Source organism: Pseudomonas asplenii, from assembly GCF_001293465.1.
In the GTDB taxonomy this organism is placed as follows: Bacteria; Pseudomonadota; Gammaproteobacteria; order Pseudomonadales; family Pseudomonadaceae; genus Aquipseudomonas; species Aquipseudomonas fuscovaginae_B.
Genome location: NZ_JSYZ01000006.1, coordinates 92,965 through 115,022, shown reverse-complemented (window position 1 = coordinate 115,022; position 22,058 = coordinate 92,965). Strand labels below are relative to the sequence as shown.

The 22,058-nt window shown below is 65.2% G+C and carries 17 protein-coding genes and 1 pseudogene; 5 read left to right on the top strand and 13 right to left on the bottom strand.

The genetic code is table 11. The features are described from left to right. Nucleotides 1–85 precede the first annotated feature (85 nt). The 4 genes from eutC to exaC all read right to left on the bottom strand — a co-directional run bounded on the left by eutC (nucleotide 86) and on the right by exaC (nucleotide 5,560). On the bottom strand, nucleotides 86–916 hold the full coding sequence (eutC, locus tag PF66_RS09200; protein WP_054062520.1) for an ethanolamine ammonia-lyase subunit EutC: 831 nt from the start codon (nucleotides 914–916) through the stop codon (nucleotides 86–88). Continuing rightward, on the bottom strand, nucleotides 913–2,307 hold the full coding sequence (locus PF66_RS09195) for an ethanolamine ammonia-lyase subunit EutB (RefSeq protein WP_054059794.1): 1,395 nt from the start codon (nucleotides 2,305–2,307) through the stop codon (nucleotides 913–915). Before PF66_RS09195 ends, eutC begins: the two co-directional genes overlap by 4 nt. 138 nt (nucleotides 2,308–2,445) lie before the next feature. Continuing rightward, complete coding sequence (gene eat / locus PF66_RS09190) at nucleotides 2,446–3,816, bottom strand: ethanolamine permease (RefSeq protein WP_054059793.1); 1,371 nt, start codon at nucleotides 3,814–3,816, stop codon at nucleotides 2,446–2,448. A gap of 223 nt (nucleotides 3,817–4,039) precedes the next feature. Beyond that, nucleotides 4,040–5,560 (bottom strand): acetaldehyde dehydrogenase ExaC, encoded by a 1,521-nt coding sequence (gene exaC / locus PF66_RS09185; RefSeq protein ID WP_054059792.1) that lies wholly within the window; start codon nucleotides 5,558–5,560, stop codon nucleotides 4,040–4,042. 404 nt (nucleotides 5,561–5,964) lie between these two features. On the opposite strand from exaC, the gene PF66_RS09180 reads away from it, so the two are divergent. Continuing rightward, nucleotides 5,965–7,896, top strand: coding sequence for a sigma-54-dependent Fis family transcriptional regulator (locus PF66_RS09180; RefSeq protein ID WP_054062519.1), 1,932 nt, complete (start codon nucleotides 5,965–5,967; stop codon nucleotides 7,894–7,896). Between the two features lie 124 nt (nucleotides 7,897–8,020). On the opposite strand, the gene PF66_RS33880 is transcribed toward PF66_RS09180, so the two are convergent. Together PF66_RS33880 and PF66_RS33875 are read right to left on the bottom strand one after the other, a co-directional pair. After that, the gene (locus PF66_RS33880; RefSeq protein ID WP_425357891.1) at nucleotides 8,021–8,725 is read right to left on the bottom strand and encodes a methyl-accepting chemotaxis protein; all 705 of its coding nucleotides are present in this window, start codon (nucleotides 8,723–8,725) and stop codon (nucleotides 8,021–8,023) included. Nucleotides 8,726–8,923: 198 nt separating this feature from the next. Further along, nucleotides 8,924–9,808, bottom strand: a pseudogene (locus PF66_RS33875) (methyl-accepting chemotaxis protein); the annotation flags it as partial. A 563-nt stretch (nucleotides 9,809–10,371) separates the two neighbouring features. Here PF66_RS33875 and PF66_RS09170 point away from each other — a divergent pair. Both PF66_RS09170 and PF66_RS09165 read left to right on the top strand, forming a co-directional pair. Further along, entirely contained in the window at nucleotides 10,372–11,046 is a 675-nt protein-coding gene (locus PF66_RS09170; RefSeq protein WP_416770651.1) for a histidine phosphatase family protein, read from the top strand. Between the two features lie 128 nt (nucleotides 11,047–11,174). Beyond that, nucleotides 11,175–11,510, top strand: coding sequence for a hypothetical protein (locus PF66_RS09165; protein ID WP_054062516.1), 336 nt, complete (start codon nucleotides 11,175–11,177; stop codon nucleotides 11,508–11,510). 59 nt (nucleotides 11,511–11,569) lie between these two features. Here PF66_RS09165 and PF66_RS09160 read toward each other — a convergent pair whose 3' ends face one another. Together PF66_RS09160 and ggt are read right to left on the bottom strand one after the other, a co-directional pair. Continuing rightward, on the bottom strand, nucleotides 11,570–13,024 hold the full coding sequence (locus tag PF66_RS09160; RefSeq protein ID WP_054062515.1) for an ArnT family glycosyltransferase: 1,455 nt from the start codon (nucleotides 13,022–13,024) through the stop codon (nucleotides 11,570–11,572). A gap of 141 nt (nucleotides 13,025–13,165) precedes the next feature. Further along, nucleotides 13,166–14,992 carry a gamma-glutamyltransferase gene (ggt, locus tag PF66_RS09155; RefSeq protein ID WP_054062514.1) on the bottom strand — a complete coding sequence of 609 codons (1,827 nt, stop codon included), beginning with the start codon at nucleotides 14,990–14,992 and terminating at the stop codon, nucleotides 13,166–13,168. 188 nt (nucleotides 14,993–15,180) lie between these two features. Here ggt and PF66_RS09150 point away from each other — a divergent pair, with 188 nt between their 5' ends. Beyond that, nucleotides 15,181–16,821, top strand: a complete 1,641-nt coding sequence (locus tag PF66_RS09150; protein WP_054062551.1) for a glycosyltransferase family 39 protein — start codon at nucleotides 15,181–15,183, stop codon at nucleotides 16,819–16,821. 94 nt (nucleotides 16,822–16,915) lie between these two features. Then, a complete protein-coding gene (locus PF66_RS09145; RefSeq protein ID WP_054062513.1) occupies nucleotides 16,916–17,623 on the top strand; it encodes a dienelactone hydrolase family protein in 708 nt (235 codons plus the stop codon). Between the two features lie 75 nt (nucleotides 17,624–17,698). Here the strand turns inward: PF66_RS09145 and PF66_RS09140 are convergent, their stop codons facing one another. Genes PF66_RS09140 through PF66_RS09120 form a run of 5 tightly spaced genes read right to left on the bottom strand, consistent with a single transcriptional unit; the run spans nucleotide 17,699 to nucleotide 21,929 of the window. Beyond that, on the bottom strand, nucleotides 17,699–19,867 hold the full coding sequence (locus PF66_RS09140; RefSeq protein ID WP_054062512.1) for a beta strand repeat-containing protein: 2,169 nt from the start codon (nucleotides 19,865–19,867) through the stop codon (nucleotides 17,699–17,701). Between the two features lie 11 nt (nucleotides 19,868–19,878). Then, the gene (locus tag PF66_RS09135) at nucleotides 19,879–20,616 is read right to left on the bottom strand and encodes a PilW family protein (protein ID WP_054062511.1); all 738 of its coding nucleotides are present in this window, start codon (nucleotides 20,614–20,616) and stop codon (nucleotides 19,879–19,881) included. Continuing rightward, nucleotides 20,613–21,026 (bottom strand): hypothetical protein, encoded by a 414-nt coding sequence (locus PF66_RS09130; protein WP_054062510.1) that lies wholly within the window; start codon nucleotides 21,024–21,026, stop codon nucleotides 20,613–20,615. The genes PF66_RS09135 and PF66_RS09130 overlap by 4 nt, the downstream gene beginning before the upstream one ends. Further along, nucleotides 21,010–21,474 carry a pilus assembly FimT family protein gene (locus PF66_RS09125; RefSeq protein ID WP_054059339.1) on the bottom strand — a complete coding sequence of 155 codons (465 nt, stop codon included), beginning with the start codon at nucleotides 21,472–21,474 and terminating at the stop codon, nucleotides 21,010–21,012. Before PF66_RS09125 ends, PF66_RS09130 begins: the two co-directional genes overlap by 17 nt. Then, a complete protein-coding gene (locus tag PF66_RS09120; protein WP_054062509.1) occupies nucleotides 21,474–21,929 on the bottom strand; it encodes a type IV pilin protein in 456 nt (151 codons plus the stop codon). Before PF66_RS09120 ends, PF66_RS09125 begins: the two co-directional genes overlap by 1 nt. Nucleotides 21,930–22,058 lie beyond the last annotated feature (129 nt).

Genomic DNA, 22,058 nt, shown 5'->3' with positions numbered 1-22,058 from the left:
ATATGACGGCAAACGGTTCACTCTCTCGGGCAGCCGCTACGCCGATGCTGCCCAAAGCCTGGGAAAAGAGCAATCCGGATGACCTTCAATCCCGGGGGGAGCCCAGTAGGAAGTTGCCGCTTGAGTGGACATCCGATTCGCTTTCCAGTGTTTGCACTTGGGCCTCGTCCTTGAGATTGACCCCCGACAGCTGTCGGCGGCAGGCTTCTTTCATCAGGTACAGCAGTTTATGGGCGGCCAGGCCGTAACTCATGCCCTCCAGCCGGACATTGGAGATGCAGTTGCGGTGGGCGTCAGTCAGGCCGACCTTTGGATTATAGGTGAAATACAGCCCCAGGCTGTCCGGAGAGCTCAAGCCCGGGCGTTCGCCGATCAGGATCACTACCATTTTCGCGCCCAGCAGTTCGCCGATCTCGTCGGCGACGGCGACGCGGCCCTGTTCCACCAGGATCACCGGCGACTGCGACCAGCCTTCGGCTGCCAGCTGTTCTTCCAGGCGGGTGAGGAACGGCACGGTATGCCGATGCACGGCCAGCGCCGACAGCCCGTCGGCGACGACGATCGCCAGGTCGACCCCGCCCGGATGGGCCTGGGCATAGTCGCGCAACTGCCGGGCCGAGGCGTCGTTGAGCCTGCGGCCCAGGTCCGGGCGTTGCAGGTAGCTGTGGCGGTCATCGGCGGCGCTGTGCAGCAGCAGGGTTTCCCGCCCGCGCTCGGCCAGTTGGCTGGCGAGCCCGGCGTGGTCGAAGGGCAGGTGCACGGCATCGCGGGCCTGCGCGTGGGCGAACTGAAAGTCCAGTTGCGCGCGGGTCGGCAGGCTGGTGCCGGTGCGGCCCAGGGCGATCCGCGCCGGGGTCAGGCGGCGCAGTTGCAGCCAGGGGTTGTCGCTGTCGATCTCGTTGCCCATGTCGTTCATCCTAGCTGCTCCAGGGCCTGGCGGAAGGCCGGGGGCAGGTTGCTGCCGAAGCGTACCTTGCCGTCGGCCTGGGTGAAGATGCCCATCTTCGCCAGCCACTGCTCGAACTCCGGCGCCGGCTTGAGGCCCAGGGTCTGCCGGGCGTAGAGGGCGTCGTGGAACGAGGTGGTCTGGTAGTTGAGCATGATGTCGTCGGAGCCGGGAATGCCCATGATGAAGTTGATCCCGGCCACGCCGAGCAGGGTCAGCAGAGTATCCATGTCGTCCTGGTCGGCTTCGGCATGGTTGGTGTAGCAGATGTCGCAGCCCATCGGCACGCCCAGCAGCTTGCCGCAGAAGTGGTCCTCGAGGCCGGCGCGGATGATCTGCTTGCCGTTGTACAGGTATTCCGGGCCGATGAAGCCGACCACGGTGTTGACCAGAAACGGCTTGAAGTGCCGGGCTACGGCGTAGGCGCGGGTCTCGCAGGTCTGCTGGTCGACGCCGAAGTGGGCGTTGGCCGACAGCGCGCTGCCCTGGCCGGTCTCGAAATACATCAGGTTCTGCCCGAGGGTGCCGCGATTGAGGCTCAGCCCGGCGTCGTAGCCTTCCTGGAGGATTTTCAGGCTGATGCCGAAGCTGGCGTTGGCCGCCTCGGTGCCGGCGATGGACTGGAACACCAGGTCCAGCGGCACACCACGGTTGATCGCCTCGATGGAGGTGGTGACGTGGGTCAGCACGCAGGCCTGGGTGGGGATTTCGTAGCGTTTGATCACCGCGTCGAGCATGTTCAGCAGGTCGCAGATCGAACTCAGGCTGTCGGTGGCCGGGTTGATGCCGATCATCGCGTCGCCGTTGCCGTAGAGCAGGCCGTCGAGCACGCTGGCGGCGATGCCGGCCGGGTCGTCGGTGGGGTGGTTGGGCTGCAGGCGGGTCGACAGTCGGCCGCGCAGGCCCAGGGTGCCGCGGAATTTCGTCACCACGCGGATCTTCTGGGCCACCAGCACCAGGTCCTGCACGCGCATGATCTTCGAGACCGCGGCGGCCATTTCCGGGGTCAGCCCCGGAGCCAGGGCGCGCAGGCTCTGTTCGTCGGCGGCATCGCTGAGCAGCCAGTCGCGCAGGCCGCCGACGGTCAGGTGGCTGACGGCGGCGAAGGCCTGCTTGTCATGGGTGTCGACGATCAGCCGGGTGACTTCGTCGGACTCATAGGGGATCAGCATTTCCTCGAGGAAATGCTTGAGGGGAATGTTGGCCAGAGCCATCTGGGCCGCGACGCGTTCGCCATCGTTCTGCGCGGCGACACCGGCGAGAAAGTCCCCGGAGCGGGCGGGACTGGCCTTGGCCATGACCTCCCTGAGGCTGTCGAAGCGATAGGTCTGGGCGCCGACGGAGTGGGCGAATGTGGCCATGGGGCGGTGTCCTCCTGAACCCTGGTTATCGATGACTCTACCCTGTCTTGCCCAAAACTGGCGTACGACAGAGGCTCCTGCGGGGCGTGGTGTTTTTTGTTCCGTGGCGGGGCTTGGCATGCCCCGCCCTGGTGCAACTCAGTTACCGGTGAGCATAGCGTCCGTTGGCGCTTGCGAGCGCTGGCTGGCGGTCAACTGGAAGTAGATGAACCCCGCCACCATGAAACCCAGGAAAATCAGGCCGATCAGGGTGTTGAACCAGGCCATCGCCACCAGGCAGACCAGGGCCAATGCAAGGGCGATGCCGGGGACCAGCGGGTAGCCCGGCGCGCGGAAGGTCCGTTCCAGGTTCGGCTCGCTGCGGCGCAGCTTGAACAGGCTGAGCATACTGATGATGTACATGACGATGGCGCCGAATACCGACATGGTGATCATCGCCGCCGTCAGGCTCAGGCCCTGCAGGTTGACCAGCCCGTCGCTGTAGATCGCCGCGATGCCGACCACTCCGCCGGCGAGGATTGCCCGGTGGGGCGTCTGGAAGCGCGACAGCTTGGCCAGCGACTGCGGCAGGTAGCCGGCCCGGGCCAGGGCGAAGAACTGGCGCGAGTAGCCGAGGATGATCCCGTGGAAGCTCGCCACCAGGCCGAACAGGCCGATCCACACCAGCATGTGCATCCAGGTCGAGTTGTTGCCGACCACCGCTTTCATTGCCTGGGGCAGCGGGTCGTTGATGTTCGACAGCTGGCGCCAGTCGCCGACGCCGCCGGCCATCACCATCACGCCGATGGCCAGGAACACCAGGGTCAGGATGCCGCTGACATAGGCTTTGGGAATGGTCCGTTTCGGGTCCTTGGCTTCCTCGGCGGCCATGGCCGCGCCTTCGATGGCGAGGAAGAACCAGATGGCGAAGGGGATCGCCGCGAAGATACCGGGGACCGCGTCAAGGCTGAAGGTGCTCGACCCCGACCAGCCATTGAGGACGAAGTTGCTGAAGCTGAAGCCCGGCGCGACCACGCCCATGAACACCAGCAGTTCGGCCACGGCCAGCACGGTGACCACCAGTTCGAAGGTGGCGGCGATGCTGACGCCGAGGATGTTCAGGGTCATGAAGACGAGATAGGCGCCCACGGCGGCGATCTTCGGATCGAGGCCGGGATACTGCACGTTGAGGTAGGCTCCGATGGCCATGGCGATCGCCGGTGGAGCGAAGACGAATTCGATCAGGGTGGCGATGCCGGCGATCAGCCCGCCTTTTTCGCCGAAAGCCCGGCGGCTGTAGGCAAAGGGGCCGCCGGCGTGGGGAATGGCGGTGGTGAGTTCGGTGAAACTGAAGATGAAGCAGGTGTACATGGTCGCCACCAGCAGGGCGGTGACGAGGAAACCCAGGGTTCCGGCTGTACCCCAGCCATAACTCCAGCCGAAGTATTCACCGGAAATCACCAGGCCGACCGCGATACCCCACAGGTGCAGGGTGCCGAGGGTCGGTTTGAGTTCGGTTTGGGTTGTCATAAGTCCTCGCTTGTCTTTCTTATTGTTTGGTTGTTGGACTTTCGGGTGTCGATTTGCTGTACAGCGCGCACGCAGGGCCCGTAGCGGGGCAGCCAGAGGTTATGGGGTGTCAGGGGGCCTGTTCGCGGGCAAGCCCGGCTCCTACAGTGGGGTGTCGTCCCCGGGATGGTGTTTCACATGAACCTGTAGGAGCGTGGCTTGCCCGCGAAGGCGGCTTCAGGGTTTAGAAGAACCCGAGCGGATTGATGTCATAGCTCACCAGCAGGTTCTTGGTCTGCTGGTAGTGGTCGAGCATCATCTTGTGGGTTTCACGGCCGACGCCGGACTTCTTGTAGCCACCGAAGGCGGCGTGCGCCGGGTACAGGTGGTAGCAGTTGGTCCACACGCGACCGGCCTTGATCCCGCGGCCGACGCGGTAGGCGCGGTTGATGTCGCGGGTCCACAGGCCGGCACCGAGGCCGAACTCGGTGTCGTTGGCGATCGCCAGGGCTTCGGCCTCGTCCTTGAAGGTGGTGATGCTCACCACCGGGCCGAAGATTTCCTCCTGGAACACACGCATCTTGTTGTTGCCCTTGAGCAGCGTCGGCTGGATGTAGTAGCCGCTGGCCAGGTCGCCGTCGAGTTTCTGCACCTGGCCGCCGGTCAGCAACTGGGCGCCTTCCTTCTTGGCGATTTCCAGGTACGAGAGGATCTTGTCGAACTGCTGCTCGGAGGCCTGGGCGCCGACCATGGTGTCGGTGTCCAGCGGGTCGCCGCGCTTGATCTGCTCGACCTTCTTCATCACTGCCTGCATGAATTCGTCGTAGATCGACTCCTGCACCAGCGCCCGGGATGGGCAGGTGCACACTTCACCCTGGTTGAAGAATGCCAGTACCAGGCCTTCGGCGGCTTTCTCGATGAAGCTCGGCTCGGCCTGCATGATGTCTTCGAAGAAGATGTTCGGCGACTTGCCGCCCAGCTCCACGGTGGACGGAATGATGTTCTCGGCGGCGCACTTCATGATGTGCGAACCGACCGGGGTCGAGCCGGTGAAGGCGATCTTGGCGATGCGCTTGCTGGTGGCCAGGGCTTCGCCGGCCTCCTTGCCGAAACCGTGCACCACGTTCAGTACGCCGGGAGGCAGCAGGTCGCCGATCAGTTCCAGCAGCACGCAGATGCCCAGCGGGGTCTGCTCGGCGGGCTTGAGCACCACGCAGTTGCCGGCGGCCAGGGCCGGGGCGAGTTTCCAGGCGGCCATCAGCAGCGGGAAGTTCCACGGGATGATCTGGCCGACCACGCCCAGTGGCTCATGGATGTGATAGGCCACGGTGTTGCCGTCGATCTCGGCGGCGCTGCCTTCCTGGGCGCGCAGGCAGCCGGCGAAGTAGCGGAAGTGGTCGGCGGCCAGCGGGATGTCGGCGTTGAGGGTTTCGCGCACGGCCTTGCCGTTGTCCCAGGTTTCGGTGATCGCCAGGGTTTCCAGGTTCTGTTCGATGCGGTCGGCGATTTTCAGCAGGATCAGCGAACGGGCCTGCACCGAGGTGCTGCCCCAGGCATCGGCGGCGGCATGGGCGGCGTCGAGGGCCTTGTCGATATCCTTGGCGTTGGAGCGGGGGAACTCGGCGATGGGCTTGCCATTCACCGGCGAGGTGTTGGTGAAGTACTGGCCGTCGACGGGCGCGACGAATTCGCCATTGATGTAGTTGCCATACTTGGCCTTGAACGAAACGATGGCGCCGGCAGTACCAGGGTGGGCATAACGCATGGTGAGTGTCTCCTTGGCTTTTGTGCTTATTAGGGAGTACGCGGTTTAGCGTCTGACAAGCGTAGAGCAAAGGTCGGGCCAGTGCGTTGAAAGCGCTCTATGTCGGGGCCCGGTCTGGTTGGACTAACACGTGGGCCGCCGGGTTGTGACACGGTTGGTACAGTCGGGGGTGACACTTTGTCACGCCTGTGGCACAGCCCATGACTCATCGGTCGCGGGGCGATTGCAATGCTCGCCGTGCAGGAGGATGCTGGGCGTTGAGGTGAAGTCGAACGTGCTGCGGGGCCTGGCGCCCTGGGCCACGCTTGATGGCCTATTCGCGGGCAAGCCCGCTCCCACACAATCCGGCTCCCGGAGTGGTTGTGGGGGAGAGGCCATTCCTGGACGGGGGAGAACAATAAGAAATGCAGAACAACCATCTGAGTCGTCACGCCCGGCAGGTGCTCACCGTGACCCAGGGCAAGGCCCTGAGCGGCGGCCCGGGCAGTGATCCATCGATCGCCCGTTCCTGGCTGCGTTGCCTGGAGGATTACCACCTCGACCCCTCGTTGAGCATCGCCCCCACCGTGCTCGAACACGGTCGCCTGCTGGAAAGCCGCGAGCGCCTGCGCCAGGTACTGCAGATTGCCGGCAACGAGATGACCAGCCTGCACCAGCAGTTGTCCGGCGCCGGTCACGCGGTGCTGCTGACCGATGCCCGCGGGGTGATCCTCAACTGTGTCACTGCGCCGTCCGAGCGCAAGATCTTCGAGCGCGCGGGGCTCTGGCTCGGCGCCGACTGGAGCGAAGCCTGCGAAGGCACCAACGGCATCGGCACCTGCGTGGTGGAGCGTCAGGCGCTGACCATTCACCAGGACGAACACTTTCGCGGCCGCCATACCGGGCTGACCTGCTCGGCCAGCCCGGTGTTCGATCCCCAGGGCGAGCTGCTGGCGGTGCTGGATGTTTCCTCGGCCCGCCCGGATGTGTCCCGGCAGAGCCAGTTCCATACCATGGCGCTGGTGAACCTGTCGGCAAAGATGATCGAGAGCTGCTATTTCCTGCGGCATTACGACCAGCACTGGTTGCTGCGTTTTCATCTGCAGGCCGAATCCGTCGGCCTGTTCAGCGAAGGGCTGCTGGCGTTCGACGGTGAAGGGCGGATCTGCGCGGTCAACCAGAGTGCGCTGAACCTGCTCGGGTTTGGCCGCGGCGGTTTGCTCGGGCAGCCGGTAGAGGCGTTTTTCGATTGTTCGCTGGATGAGCTGCTCGGCCGCGCCAGTACCCAGGCCAGCGCCAGTTGGCCCTTGCGGACCCGCGATGGCCGCAGCCTGTTCGCGGTGCTGCGTGGCCAGCCGCGCAGCGTGCCCAGGCCGTTGGTGCCGGCGGCGGTGGCGGTCGGGCGGGTCGCTGCGGCGGACATCTGCCTGGACGACGAGACCCTGCAGAGCGATTTTCGCAAGGCCTTGCGGGTGTTCGAGCGTGATGTGCCGCTGTTGATCAACGGCGAAACCGGCTCGGGCAAGGAGGCGTTCGCCAAGGCGGTGCACCAGTCCAGCCAGCGCGCCGACAAGCCGTTTGTCGCGCTCAACTGCGCGGCGATTCCGGAAAGCCTGATCGAGAGCGAACTGTTCGGCTATCGCGGCGGCAGCTTTACCGGCGCGCGCAAGGAAGGCATGCGCGGCAAGTTGCAACAGGCCGATGGCGGCACGCTGTTCCTCGACGAGATCGGCGACATGCCGCTGGCATTGCAGACCCGCCTGCTGAGGGTGCTGGAGGACCGGCAGGTGGTGCCGATCGGCGGTGAGCCGGAGGCGGTCAACGTGCGGATCATCAGCGCGACCCATCGCCATCTGCTGGAGCGGGTACAGGACGGTGGTTTCCGCGAGGACCTGTATTACCGGCTCAACGGCCTGGAGATCGCTCTGCCGGCCTTGCGCGAGCGCAGCGACAAGTCCCGGTTGCTGGATTTCCTGCTGGCGCAGGAGGCGGCGGGGCAGGGGGTGTCGATCGATGCGGCGGCGCGTCAGGCCCTGCTGGGGTTTGCCTGGCCGGGGAACGTTCGGCAGTTGCGCACGGTACTGCGTACCCTGGTGGCGCTGTGCGAGGACGGTCGGATCGGCGTGGCGGATCTGCCGGCGATGATTCGCCAGACGCGGCCGCTGGTCGAGGATGTGCCGGCTGAACCGGCTGGCGCGCATCCGCTGGAAGACGCCGAGCGGTTGGCGCTGCTCCATGCGCTGGAGCAGCAGCGTTGGCATATGACCAACACGGCCGGGCAGCTCGGAGTCAGTCGCAACACCCTGTACAGAAAGCTGCGCAAGCACGGGATCGCCCGCCAGGAGCGGAGCCTGTGAGCAACCCCTCTCACCGTCTTGAGAGGGATTTCAGGGGTGGGCAAGGCTGACAGGCCTTTTCGCGGGCCTGGCCCAGAACCCGGGTGTCACCCACAGGCCTGGTCCAGGTACCGTTCCGATCCGCTCAGACCCGGAAGTGGCTGACCATCGTCTGCAACTGGCTGCCCAGGCGTGCCAGCTCGACGCTGGAGGCGGCCGTCTCGTCGCTTGCGGCCGCCGTCTGCTCGCAGACATCGCGAACGTTGATGATGCTGCGGCTGATCTCTTCGGCCACCGCGCTCTGCTCTTCGGCCGCCGCGGCGATCTGCTGGTTCATCGACTGGATGTTCGACACCGTGCGGGTGATGTTTTCCAGCGAAACCCCGGCCTTGCGGGTCAGCTCGACGCTGCTGTCGGTCAGCGAGCGGCTGTTGTTCATCACGGTTGCCACCTGCTGTGTACCGCTCTGCAGGGCCGCCACCAGGCCTTCGATCTCCTCGGTGGACTTCTGGGTACGCTGGGCCAGGCCGCGGACCTCGTCGGCGACCACGGCGAAACCACGGCCGGCCTCACCGGCACGGGCCGCCTCGATGGCGGCGTTGAGGGCCAGCAGGTTGGTCTGCTCGGCCACGGCCTTGATCACGTCCATGACGCTGCCGATCTTCTCGCTTTCCTGTTGCAGCACGCTCATCGCTTCGGTCGAGCGCACCACTTCGCTGGCCAGGCGTTCGATCTGGGCGATGGCCTCGCCGACCACCCGGTCGCCGTCACGGGCTTCGCCGTCCGCGGCGGAGGCTGCCGTCGAAGCTTGTTCGGCGTTACGCGCCACTTCCTGCACGGTGGCGGTCATTTCGTGCATGGCGGTGGCCACCTGGTCGGTCTCGACCTTCTGGCTGTTGGCCCCGGCGCTGGTCTGGCTGGTGACTGCCGACAATTGTTCGGCGGCGCTGGCGATCTGGGTCACGCCATCGCGAATGCCGCTGATCAGGTCACGCAGGGTCGCGCCCATGCGCTGGATGCCCTGTTGCAGCACGCCCAGTTCATCCCGGCGGGTGACCACCAGGTTGTGGGTCAGGTCGCCGGAGGCGATGCGTTCCACCACGCCCAGGGTTTCCTGGATCGGGCGGGTGATCTGGCGGGTGATGACCACGGCGGCGAGGATGCCGAACAGCAGCGCGAGCAGGGTGCTGCCCAGTTGCAGGCTGCGGGCCTGGGCGCTGTCGCTGTCACGGCGGTCCAGCTGGATCTGGTACAGCTGCTCGCTGAGGGCGACGATGCTGTTGCCCTGGTCGGTCATTTCCTTGCGGGCCTGCACGACATCGTTGTTGGCCTGCTTGTACGCCAGCACGGCCGTACGGTAGTTGGCCAGGCCGGTTTCCAGCTGTTGGAGTTCGCTCTGCTGGCTGCTGCTGAAATGCTCGGCCAGTTGTTTGAGGCCGGCAATCGTTTCGTTCAGCTGATTGGCAGCCTTCTGTTCGGTTTCCGGGTTACTGTTGCCGGTGTAGCCACGCACTTCGTAGCGGGTCAGCAGGAATTGTTCCTTGGCGCGGATGATGGCCTGGAAGCGCTCGAAGCGGTTGTCCTCGCCTGGAGCCATCTGCAGCACGTTGTCGTGGATCGTGGCGATCAGTTTCTGCACGACTTCGGCCGTCTCGCTCATGCTCTGGCGGGCGCCGTTACCGGTGCGGTAGGCCTCGCGCATCTTGTTCAGCGACTGTTGGTAGGCGGTGATGGTCGCCGCCTGCTCCTTGAGCAGCTTGACGTTTTCCGGGCTCTTGAAGCTGTTGAGCAGTTTCTGCTGCTGGACGATGAACGCGTCGAGGTTGACCTGCACGTTCTGCGCGGCGGTTTCGTCGCCGTTGGTCAGCATGTATTGCAGCCGGGCCACACGCAGTTTGGTCAGCGAGGCGTTGAGCTGGGTGATGTCGCTCATCCAGTTGCTGCGGTCGATCAGACCGCCCAGGCTGGTCCAGCCGGTCAGCGCCAGGATCGTGGTCAGCGCCAGGACCAGGCCGAAGCCCAGGCCCAGTTTCAGATTGACGCTGATATTGCCAAACCAGCTATTCATTGAATTCCTCCAGTAACTTGGTGTTGCTTGCTCATCGGGTGGCTGGAAGGTGTTGTTATTGGTGCCAGCTGAATTTGTTCGTAAGGGCTGTATCGGCGGGAAAGCCGATAGCTGAAAGGTTTTTCTCGGGGAAGGTGTTTCACCAATTGTAACTTCTTGCAGGAGATTCGGATGTTTCGAGGGTGTTTACGTTTCGTCAGGGGCGTTCAGCCAGGCCGGATCGAGGTCGGCGATTGAGGAATTTTTCACATTCCTTTCACCGCGACGCGACCTTCACGAACCTAGGCTCTGTGTTCGAATGAGTTTGCAGCAGGCAGGGAAGCGGTTTCTCCAGCGGCAGTCAAGCCCGAGGCTCAGTTGTCATTTTTGTGCTGTAGCGTCGCCGACATTGCCTACTCAACCGGCCTTTTTCGCAGAGGCAGCCGAACGTGGAATCAAGACTGCCGTATAGCTGGTTGAAGCGCTCGTTCGAACTGAACCGCCTCGTCCGGTACCGGAACGCCCTGCTGGTATCGCTGGCAGCGCTGCTCGTCATTCCGCTGACGCTGGTGATGTTGCGGCCCGCTGCCGTTGTCGATCTGGCCCAGGCTGGCAATGATAGCGCGATGGCGCTGACTGCGGGGTGGGCCAGGGGCGAAATGGTGGTGCTGGTGCGCCATGTCGAGCGTTGCGACCGCTCCAGGGCGCCCTGCCTGGCGGAGCCGGACGGCATCACCGATCGCGCTCGCGACGTGGCGGTGGCGTTGGGCGCGCGCTTCGAAAGGCTCGGCCTGTCCCGAACGGATATCTATAACAGCCCGTTGACCCGTGCCGTGCAGACCTCCGCCTACATGTTCAACCACGCCAGCAGCACCCAGGACTGGCTGTTCAATTGCCGCAAGACCCTGCTGCGCGACATTCGCCGCTACAAGGTGCCGGGGCGCAACCTGGTGCTGGTCACCCACAGCGAATGCATGGGGGCACTGGAAGACGCCATGAATTTCTCCATGCCGTCGCCAGGCTACGGGCTGGCGCTGTTCCTGACCGAGCATTCGGCCAGCCAGGCGCCGAAGGTGATGGGTTATATCGAAGCCCCGGACTGGCCGCAGGTGTTCAAGCCCTAGGGCAACGCCGAGAATCGCCAGGCCCAGACCACATGGCACTCGATGAAGCATTTGAGTTTGCCGCTATCCCCTTTACAGTACGCGTCCCCGGGAAATGACTCCCGGGGTTTTTCCCATGGAGTTATCCCTTGAAATACGCGAGCAAAATCGCCGCTTCCCTGCTGGTTACCCTGGCGCTGGGCGGTTGCACCGGCACGGCGATGAAAACCCGGCAGCTGGACAGCAACCAGTACACCGTGGTCGGTCACAGCGAAGCGACCGCTACCGGCATGCTGCTGTTCGGATTCATCCCGATCCGCCAGAACGACCGTTTCGTCCGTGCCCAGACTGCTGCCATCCAGGCCAAGGGCGGTGACGCACTGATCAACACCCAGGTCCAGGAAAACTGGTTCTGGGCCTGGGTCCTGACCGGCTACACCACCAAGGTGTCCGGCGACGTGGTCAAGCTGAAGAACGTTCAGTAAGTACCCGCCCCATGAAAAACGGCGCTCCAGGAGCGCCGTTTTTTTATGCCCATGAGTGTTCAGCGGGTGTAGAAGTAGTAAGTGCGCTTGCCGCCGATGGTGACGGTGGCCAGTACCTTGTGCGAGGCATCGGGTTGCTGGTTCTGGGCCACGGCGACATTGTCCGGCGAGGCCTGCAGGAACGCGTCCAACTGTTCCTGGGTTTGTACCACCGCTTGTTGGCGCTGGGTGTAGAACACGGTCGAGGCCAGGCGTTCGTCCGGCTGGTACAGCGCGACCTGCTTGCCGCTGGCCTGCAGGGCGATGACCTGGTCGGTCACCGGCTTGAACGAGGTGTTGCGGTCGGCCAGCGGCGCCCGCCAGGCGGCCACCAGATAACCGCAGACGACCACGGCCAGCAGCGCCGCAGCCAGCGGGCGGCGCTTGTCGACCAGTTGGCGGCTGAGCGTGGAGGTGGCGGAGCGCCGACGCAGCCAGGCGAGAACCACCGCGCTGTATTCGGCGGCGATGATAGCGGCGGCGGGCGCCATGGACACCATGTACACCATGCGCTTGCTCGAGGCCAGGGTCAGCAGGGTGAACTGGGCCAGGAACCAGACGCTGGCGAACAGCAGGTGGCGTTTGCGCACCAGCTCCTTGCGCAGGTGCCAGAGCCCCAGGTACACCAGCAGATTCCAGGGCAGGAACGCCTCCGGCAACTTGGTGAAGTAATAGTAGAAGGGCTCGTAGTGGCCGGCCGCAGTGAACGAGCCGCTGAAGCGGCCGACACTGTTGGCCCAGAGCACTTCACGGACAGCATCCGCGCCGCCCTGCCCGTATAGCAGTTTCAGCCAGATCAGCAGCGGGATCAGCCCCACCAGGGTGAACAGTGCCGGGCGCAGCCAGTTGCCGAGGGTCAAGCGCCGCTCGAGCAGGCTCTCGCTGACCAGATAGAAGAAAATCACCACACCCGGCAGGGCCAGCCCCAGTACGCCCTTGGTCAGGGTCGCGATCGCGATGCCGAGCATGAACACCAGCCAGCTCCCCAGGGTGGCGGCCTGGCGCTTGCGCTGCTCATTGGCCTGGAAAAAGGCGAACAGCGCCAGCGATACGCCGAGGCTGAGAATGGCGTCCTCACCGACCTGGCGGGCATTGCCCAGGTAGCTGGCCATGGTCATCAGCATTGCGGCGGCGGCCCAGGCCAACAGGGTGGGGCGGCCGATCCTGCGCATGAAACCGTAGAGCGCCAGCACCGTGAACAGCCCGGCGAACGCCGAGGCCAGGCGCACCGCCAGGGGCGTGCCGCCCAGCAGCTTGATCGCCGTGGCATCGAGCCAGAGGCTCAGCGGGGGTTTTTCCAGGAACGGGTCGCCCAGCAGGCGCGGGGTGATCCAGTCGTTGTTCAGGTGCATTTCCATGGCGATCCCGGCCACCCGGGATTCGGTGGAACCCTGCAACTCATGGTTGCCCAGGGCAAAGAAGAACAGCAGGCAGCCAAGCAGGAACAGCAGGATAACGGGACGTGTCGTGCGCATGGGGATACCGGGGAAAGGAAAGTCGGCCCTGAGGCCTCCAGATGACCCGGCACTATACGGAGGAATATCTTAATAAATTGTGAATGACTGTGTAGCAGGCCCGGCAACGGTGGCGAGCGGGCCCGCCACCGTCCTTGCACGTCAGTCGCCCAGCGCCTCGCCTTCGCGCCGCGGGTCGGCGCCACCGGCCCAGGACGTACGGCCCTGGGCATCACGCACGCGCATGATCGCCTGAGTGCCGCTGGTCATTTCCAGTTCGTTGACCTCATGCCCCTGCTGCTTCAGCGTGTCGATCAGTTGTGGCGAGAACAGGCCGGGCTCCAGCTCGGTCGGGCCGTTGCGGCTGCCGAAGTTGGGCAGGTTGATCGCGGCCTGCGGGTCGAGCTGCCAGTCCAGCAGGCCGACCAGGGTCTTGGCCACGTACTCGATGATCTGCGAGCCGCCCGGCGAACCGACGGTACCGAGGAATTCGCCATTCTGGCGATCGAACACCAGGGTCGGCGCCATCGACGAGCGCGGGCGCTTGCCCGGCTCGACGCGGTTGGCCACCGGCTTGCCGTTTTCGCTGGGGATGAAGGAGAAGTCGGTCAGCTGGTTGTTGAGGATGAAGCCCTCGACCATCAGGTGCGAACCGAACGAGCTTTCCACCGTGGTGGTCATGGACACCGCGCTGCCCTGGTCATCCACGGCGACGATCTGCGAGGTGGAGATGCGCAGGGGCGAGCGGTCGGGGGCCAGGGCCACCTGCACGCCGCTCGGTACGCCGGGTTCGGCCTTGCCCAGGCTGCGTTCGCTGATCAGCCGGGCGCGCTGGGCCTGGTACGCCGGGTCGATCAGGCCGGCCACCGGTACCGGCACGAAATCGCTGTCGGCCACGTACAGGCCGCGGTCGGCATAGGCCAGCCGCTCGGCCTCGGCGATCAGGTGCACGGCCTCCGGGCGGGGTTCCAGGCCGGCGGCGGTCGAGGTTTTCAGGGGCGGCAGTGCCGGCAGCGCCCAGCGCTTGTCGCGGGCTTCCAACGCCTGCAGCGTGCCGAAGATCTGCGCGAGGGCGATCGCCCCGGAGGAGGGCGGTGGCATGCCGCAGAGTTTCCATTGCTTGTAGTCGGAGCAGATCGGCGTGCGTTCCTTGGCCTGGTAGCCCTGCAGGTCGGCCAGCGACAGGCTGCCGGGGTTGGCGCTGCCATTGACCGCGGCGACGATCTCCTCGGCGATGCGGCCTTTGTACAACGCGTCGCTGCCTTCGTTGGCGATACGCTTGAGCACCGCGGCCAACGCCGGGTTCTTCAGTACCGTGCCGACCGCTTTCGGGCGGCCATCCGCGTCCAGGAAGTAGGCGGCCATGGCCGGCGATTTCGGCAGGAACGGGCTGGCGGCGATCTGCTTGTGCAGGCGTGGCGAAATCGGGAAACCCTGCTCGGCCAGGCGGATCGCCGGCTCGAACAGCTTGGCCCAGGGCAGCCGACCGTTGCTGCGGTGGGCCAGTTCCAGGGCACGCATCACGCCGGGTGTGCCGACCGAGCGGCCGCCGATCTGTGCCTGGGTGAAAGCCATCGGGGTGCCGTCGGCGTTCAGGAACAGTTTTTCGTTGGCCCCGGCCGGAGCGGTTTCGCGGCCGTCGTAGGCGTGCACCTGCTTGCCATCCCAGACCATGATGAAGGCGCCGCCACCGATCCCGGTGGCCTGCGGCTCGACCAGGGTCAGCACGGCCTGCATCGCGATCGCCGCGTCCACGGCAGAGCCGCCCTGGCGCAGGATCTCGCGCCCGGCTTCGGCGGCCAGCGGGTTGGCGGCGGCGGCCATGTGCCTGCTCGCCTGCCGGGTGAGCATGCCGCTGCGATAGCCGGTGCCAATCTCCGGGGCGTCGGGCAGGGCCTTGGCCTGGCTCGGGGCGCTGAACAGGGCCAGCGAAAGGGCGAAAGTCAGGGTACGAAGGAACTGGTGGCGGAGAGTGATTCTGGAGTGCACTGCGTAGGCTCCTACCTTGGACTGACTGGGGACTATAGAGGGTGCCAGGGGCCGGGGGTAGCACAACCTGCCGAGAAGGATTCCCAGTCACGCGGGTTCTGGCCTTCGTTCAGGCAGCATTCAGTGCCCCGCACGGCACCATTAGGGTTTGCCCGTCCACCCTGTCGTTGCGGATGAGTCGTATGCCGATGGCCCACGAAAAACGCCTTAGCCTCGAATCGTTGTCGATCTTCCTGGTCGCCCTGCTGCTCTTCACCCTTGGCATCTGGGACCAGACGGCCCAGGGGTTCGACGGCCGCTGGTGGCTGTTCCTCGAGGAAATGTTCCGTCATGGTCCGGGCTTTTTCGCCACGACCTATGGCGAGCCCTATCCCGATTACCCGGGCACCGCGACTTTCCTGAGCTACCTGTTCGCCCGGCTGTTCGGCGCGCCGAACCACCTGGCCAACGTCATGCCGACGGCGCTGGCCTCGGCGGGCGTGCTGGCGATGATCTACCGGCTGCTGGCGCCATCGGGGCGCACCTGGGCGCTGCTGACGGTGCTGCTGACCGCGCTGACGACGCAACTGCTGGAGAAGTCGCGCTCGGTGTGCCTGGACCAGATGACCTCGCTGTTGTGCCTGGCCTGCTTCTACCTGCTGCACACCGGCGAACGCCTCGGTTCGCGGTTGCGACAATACGCGGTGTTCCCGCTGTTCGTGCTGGGCTTCGTCATTCGCGGGCCGCTGGGGCTGATCGAGGTCTGTGGCGTGGCCTGTGTCTACTGGGCCATGGGCGTTTGCCGGTCGCGGGCCGAGACGCTGCAGGTCGTGCGCAGGGTGTTGGGCTACGGCGTGGTCGGCCTGCTGTTGCTGGCGGCCTGCTGGTGGGCGCTGATGAGCCTGGCCCGGCTGAGCGGTGGCGAGGACTTCGCCAGGCAGGTCTACACCATGCAGATCGGCGGGCGCCTGGGGGACAGTGGCGAGCCGTTCTTCTTCTACTTCCAGCTCAGCCTCTACCGCTACTTCCCGGTGGTACCGCTGGCGCTGGCAACGCTGATCGCGCTGCGCCACACATGGACGCAGCGTGACCGCGACGATGAGGTGCAACTGGCCCTGCGGCTGGGAGCCTGTGGCCTGATGATTCTGCTGGGCTTGTCGGTGCCGCACTTCAAGCGAGCCTATTACATCCTGCCGATGGTGCCGATGTTCGCGGCGGTGGCGGCCTATGGGTTGTTGAACGCGCACGGTTGGCTGGCGGGTGTGCGGCGTTTTTATACCGGGTTGGTGGCGTTGCTGCCGGGGCTGGGGATTGTCGTGGTGTTCGTCCTGCGCCATTCCTGGCTCAAGCATGGGTTCTGGCCGCAGGTGTCGGTGCCGTTGCTGGTGGGCGTGCTGGTGGTGCTGCAGGTGCTCGCCGCCAGGCTCTGGCTGAAGCCATCCGCCGAACCGGGGCGGCGCCTGGTGCTGCTCAGCCTGATCGCCCTGGCGGCCCAGTGGCTGCTGCTGGTGAAGGTGGTCGAGCCGGCCAAGGACCTGGAATTCGACACCCGGGGCTTCGTTGGCCCGGTGGAGCACCTGCGTGCGGCGAATCCGGGGCCGCTGGTGTTCCTCAATCTGGGCCAGGACACCTGGGCGGTGCGCTACATGATGAACCTGGACCACGACGAGAAGCCGCTGTTCATCGCGGCCAGGAATGCGCCCAGCCTGGATTCGCTGCCGCGCCCGGCCTGGGTGATCCTGTCGCGCAAGGAGCAGAACCTGCTGGCGGGCACCTCGCTGGAGAAGGCGGAGCCGGCGTTCGAAGGGCGCTTCAACGGCAATCCCTGCCTGGTGTTCGAGCTGAAGTAAGGGACAGCCTTCGTTCAAATAGTGCTCGCCAAGGCCGGGACATGGGGCTTTAATCGGGTCCGATTCCATTCAACCCGATTCGAGGTGACGAGCCATGTCCCAAGCAAACAACCCGGTCAGCTTCAAACGCCCGGACGGCCGCGAAGTCAGCGGCTACCTGGCCCGCCCGGCCAAGCTGGAAGGTGCCCCGGCCATCGTGGTCATCCAGGAGTGGTGGGGCCTGAACGACCAGATCCGCGGTGTCGCCGATCGCCTGGCGGCCAGCGGTTACCTGGCGCTGGTGCCGGACCTGTACCGTGGCGAGTCCACGGTGGAAGAGGAAGAAGCCCACCACCTGATGAGCAAGCTCGACTTCGCCGAAGCGGTGAGCCAGGACATCCGTGGCGCGGTGCAGTACCTGGGCGGCTACACGAAGAACATCGGCGTGACCGGCTTCTGCATGGGTGGCGCGCTGACCCTGCTGTCGCTGAATGCGATCCCCGAGCTGACCGCTGGCGTGGTCTGGTACGGCTTCCCGCCGCTGGAGTACCTCGACGCCTCGGCAATCAAGGCACCGCTGCTTGGCCACTGGGCGACCCAGGACCTGTTCTTCGCAATCGAGACCGTCGATGCCCTGGAAGCCAAGCTGCATGAGGCCGGCGTCGATGCCACCTTCCACCGTTACCTGGCCCACCATGCCTTCGCCAACGAAACCGCCGTGGGCAATGGCCGCATCGCCGGCACCCAGTTCGACCCGGTGTGGTCGCAACTGGCCTGGGACCGCACCCTGACGTTCTTCGGCAAGACCCTTTGGCAGAATTGATCCCTTGGCACTGATCGTTCCCACGCTCCGCGTGGGAACGATCGGAGCTCCGTGTGGGGAGGCGCTCGGGGTTTTTCAGTACGCCCGCACCCACCGCACCCGAGTCGTCGCCTGGGTCGAGGTGCCGCCGCTGCCCGTGCTCGGCGTCGACGGGTTGGTGATGGTCTGGTCGCTGGTCACCGAGGAGACGTCGATGGCGATACCGCCCTGGGAAATGGTGGTCGGGCTGGGGCTGTTGTTGCCGGTGGTAAGCGAGCCCTTGATGTTGGTGGTGGCGCCCGAGGTGCTGACCAGGCCACCGAGAATCACGTTGCCGTAGAGCGTCCAGCCACTGGTGGACAGCCCGCCGTTGGCCTCGATCGCGATGTTGCCGATGGGCAGGCCGCTGTGGGTGACGTTGGAGGAGTCGGTCCAGGTGGCCAGGCCCGGTGGCGAGGCACTCTTGTTGCACAGGTTGGTCGGGTAGAACGAGCCGGTGCACAGGTTCGAATAGCCGGAGAAGTTCGGCGAGTACAGCGGCACCATGCCGCTGCTGGTCAGGGTCACGTCACCGGTGGTCAGCACGGTGTTGGTCAGGCGGCTCATGCTCTGCACGCCGTTGAAGGTGACGTTGCCGTCGAACCACAGCACGCCCGGCGGGAACGCGGTGATGCCGGTCAGGTTCCAGCCGTTGCCCGGCGTGGCACCGTTGCCGCAGGTGCTGTTGCCGTAGTTGCAGATCATGAAGTTGTTGCCCAGCAGGGTGCGCAGGTCGGTGGTCGCCAGGTTGTAGGGCCCGGCGGAAACCGTGGTGCCGGCCGCGGTCTTGACGTTCTGGATGGTCAGCATCGGCGTGTTCCCGGAGAACGAGAACACGTAGTTGGCCTGGCTTTTCAGCGGCGTGACATCCACCGGCGTGGCGGTGATGTTGCAGTACGGCACGCCGGGCAGGCCGGGCGAGGCGCCGGCGACGTTCGCGGTCAGGTTGGCGATGGTGTTGCCGGTGTAGGGCGTGCCGTTCTGGTTGAGGATCTGTCCGGCGATCTGGCTGGCGGTGCTGAAGGTCGGCGTGTTCCATTGCGTCACGCTGAGGTTGCCGCCGCCCTGGAACTTGCCGACGTTGGCGGTGAGGATCGACACGTCGCTGTTGGCCTTGAGCGTGTTGTAGGTGGCGCTGTAGCCGGTCAGCGCCAGGGTGTTGCCCCAGAACGTGCTGACGGTGCCGGTGAGGAAATTGACGTCGCCACCATAGACCGCGTTGTAGGTCAGCGAGATGCTGGCGGGCAGGGTGCCGGTGCCGGAGATCAGTTGCGCGTTGCTGGTGCTGATGGCCCCGGCCGACTGCGTGGCCTTGCTCAGGTCCAGGGTGTAGACCGCCCCGGAACTCAGGGTGATCAGCGCGGTGCCGCTGCTGGCGGCAGTGATCGAGTTGTCGCTGTTGCGGGTACCGCCGACCAGCGCGGTGCCGATGGTCGAGCCGCCCGACAGCACGTTGGCGCGGAACGCGCCGGCCTGGATCGCCACGTAGCTGCCGCCGGACTGGGTGATATTGATCGACTTGGCACCCACCGTCAGGTTGACCGGCGCGCTGCTGGAACTCATGGAGAAGGTGCCCTCGGTGTTGAGCGTCGCGTTGTCCGCGATGCCGCCGCCACTGAGGTTGATGCCGCCCTTGGCGCAACCGGAGACATAGGCCTTGGCGCCGTTGGAGATGCTCAGTACGCCGTTGACGACGATGTTCGCCAAAGTCGTGCCGTTGGTGATCGACAGGCTGCCGCCGGTGTAGTTGAAGTTGCCGTTGAACTGCAGCGCCGGCGGCAGGCTGCCACCGGCCGGCGTTGCAGGCGTGCTGCTGGCCGGGGTCAGCACATACACCACCTGGAGAGTATTGGTGGCCAGGTTGTTGGTGGCGGTGATGGTGGCCGTGACCAGGGTGCTGCTGCCGCTGGCGACCTTGGAGACGATCTGCGCACTGAGCCCGGTGGCGCTGATCGGCAGGTTGCCGACGGTAACGTTGGCCAGGGTACTGTCCTGGGTCAGTTGGCCCTGCAGGTACAGGCGCACCCATTCCACGCCGCTCCACACCCGAGACTCCGCCGGCGACGTGGCATGGGCCGCCATCTGCTGCTGTTGGGCACCGCCGATGCCGTACATCATGCTCAGCGCGGTGACGCTCAGAGCCATGCCGACGAACAGGATCATCAGGGTGGCGGCCATGCCGCGCTGGGAAGCGCGCGTCGATCGGAAAAACGCGGGTGCAGGCATCGGGCGCTCGGTCAGGAAGTGGGTTTTTCGAAATTGATCAGACAGGCCGTCGCCTTGCTTTTGACGTAGGCGGGCTGGGGATCGGTGCTGTTGGGATCGAGCGTGCTGTTGTTGGCACTCAGGCTGACCTGCAGCCGATAGGCGCTATTGGTGGTGTCGGTGGTTCGGCCATAGGGCCAGCAGGTGGCGAAACCGACCGACAGCGAGGCGGTGCCCTGACCGCTTTCGATCAGCGGGGTACTGGTCCAGGTGGTGCTGCTCCACTGCGTCGACGCCTGGGTGCAACTCGCCGCGGCCTTCAGGCTGAGCAGCGCGCCGTTGCTGATCAGCAACCCGGCGCAACTGGCGGTGGCGGTGGCACTGGTCTGGTAGGACCAGATGATTGCATTGCCGCTGATGCCGTTCGGCGCCGTGCTGGTCAGGGTCGGGAAGCTGGTCTGGGCGGTGGCGGTCCCGCTCAGGGTGCCGTTGCTCAGCAGGGCGCCGGACAGCAGGATGAAGTTGTTGTCGATGTCGGAGGTGGCCCGCGCCGTGGCGCTGCCGCTCCAGAAGCCGGCATTCATCAGTTCGCGCTGGGCGGTGATCAGCGCCGAGGCCACCTGGCCGTCCTGGCGCGAACTCTGTGATGAAGCCAGGGCGTTGTAGACCACGTTCTTGTACAGCGCGAGCATGGCCAGGATGCTGATCAGGGAAATGGTCGTGCCGATCAGCAGGCTGATCAGCGTGAAGCCACGCTGCGCGCGGTTCAAGACTCGTCTCCGACCCGGATGATGCCACCGAACAGGCTGCTGTCCTGGGCGCGGGTGGTGAGCACCACCGAGCTTTGCGGCGTGCCGCCGGTGATCGTGCTGGTGCCGACGGTGACGCTCGGTGCGTTGGTGCAGGTCGCGGTGATCGGCACGGTGTCGGTCTGGCTGGGAATGGACACCACCAGCAGCGAGGCCTTGCTCGAGCACAGCAGCGCGCCGTTCTGTTCCAGCAGGCTGCGCATCTGGTTGACCACGATGTTCTGCAGCTTCATGTCGCGCTGGCTGATGGCCGCCCGTGATGAGGCATAGGTGATGCCCAGGCCGATGGTCGCCATCAACAGGATGCCGATCAGCGATTCGAGCAGGACATCGCCGCGCTGGAGCCGGCGCAGCTTAAATGAGCGGGACATCGACCGAACTCTCGCTGCCCGCCGTGACCTGCAGCGTACCGGTGCTGCAGCTGTTGCCGCTGACCGCCAGGCCGCGGTTGCTGAAGGCGACGCAGGCCATGTCGACCCCGGCGACCTTGATTCCCGCCGCGGCCGGGATCGTGCTGCTCCAGACCGGTTGGCTGGTGGCGTTGCAATCGATCGATTGCCCGGCGTTGAGCCGGAACAGCTTGAGATTCTGCCCGGAGCGGCACAGCACGGCGGCGGGTGCGCTGTCCTGCACGGCGCCCTGGTTGCGCAGCGCGGTCGCCTTGGCGCGGCTGATGCCCTGCTTGAGCAGGCCGGCGGCATCGCGCTGGTAGCTGCTGTTGGTCCAGGACTGGGTGAGTGGTACGCCCACCATCAGGATAAGGCCGAGCAGGGCGACGGTGATCATCAGTTCGACCAGGGTGAAGCCGCGGCAGCGCATTACAGCCAGCTACCGTTGTACGAACTGCACGAGCTGATGCTGCGGCTGTTGCTCTGGTCCAGGGTGATGGTGCAACCGTTGAGTGCGCCGCCGTTGCCGGTCGCGGTCACGGTGTAGGTGGTCGAGGTGGAACTGATCGAGTAGTTGAACTTGCCCGACTGGCTCGGCTGCCAGCCCGACGACGGGCTGGTGCAGGGCGACGGGTTACCGATCAGCGCGCACTGGATCTGGGTGACACCGCTGGCGGTGGAGGTCGGATACACCAGCTGTTTCTGGTAGCTGTTTTCCAGGTTCAGGCTCAGGGCAACCAGGTCGGCCTGGGCGGCCTTGATCGTGCTCTTGTTGACGTAGCTGCTGTAGGCCGGAACGGCGATGGCGGCCAGGATGGCGACCACGACGACGCTGACCATCAGTTCCACCAGGGTGAAACCCGACTGTGCTGGATTGTGCTTCATGGATGTTTGACCGATGTGTTCCGGAGAGCCCGTGGGCGGGTCGCATTATGCCACTATTGCGTAACGTTTCGGTGACTGTCCCCACTACCGTTGGGTAATCTTTCTTGCTCCGGCTGTCCGCTGGATTTC

Coding starts and splice junctions, on each gene's coding strand:
- PF66_RS09150 (WP_054062551.1), top strand. CDS start 15,181: ATGGCCCACGAAAAACGCCTTAGCCTCGAATCGTTGTCGATCTTCCTG.
- PF66_RS09125 (WP_054059339.1), bottom strand. CDS start 21,474: ATGCGCTGCCGCGGCTTCACCCTGGTCGAACTGATGATCACCGTCGCC.
- eutC (WP_054062520.1), bottom strand. CDS start 916: ATGAACGACATGGGCAACGAGATCGACAGCGACAACCCCTGGCTGCAA.
- PF66_RS09180 (WP_054062519.1), top strand. CDS start 5,965: ATGCAGAACAACCATCTGAGTCGTCACGCCCGGCAGGTGCTCACCGTG.
- PF66_RS09140 (WP_054062512.1), bottom strand. CDS start 19,867: ATGCCTGCACCCGCGTTTTTCCGATCGACGCGCGCTTCCCAGCGCGGC.
- PF66_RS09195 (WP_054059794.1), bottom strand. CDS start 2,307: ATGGCCACATTCGCCCACTCCGTCGGCGCCCAGACCTATCGCTTCGAC.
- PF66_RS09160 (WP_054062515.1), bottom strand. CDS start 13,024: ATGCGCACGACACGTCCCGTTATCCTGCTGTTCCTGCTTGGCTGCCTG.
- PF66_RS09130 (WP_054062510.1), bottom strand. CDS start 21,026: ATGTCCCGCTCATTTAAGCTGCGCCGGCTCCAGCGCGGCGATGTCCTG.
- exaC (WP_054059792.1), bottom strand. CDS start 5,560: ATGCGTTATGCCCACCCTGGTACTGCCGGCGCCATCGTTTCGTTCAAG.
- eat (WP_054059793.1), bottom strand. CDS start 3,816: ATGACAACCCAAACCGAACTCAAACCGACCCTCGGCACCCTGCACCTG.
- PF66_RS09120 (WP_054062509.1), bottom strand. CDS start 21,929: ATGAAGCACAATCCAGCACAGTCGGGTTTCACCCTGGTGGAACTGATG.
- PF66_RS33880 (WP_425357891.1), bottom strand. CDS start 8,725: ATGACCGCCACCGTGCAGGAAGTGGCGCGTAACGCCGAACAAGCTTCG.
- PF66_RS09145 (WP_054062513.1), top strand. CDS start 16,916: ATGTCCCAAGCAAACAACCCGGTCAGCTTCAAACGCCCGGACGGCCGC.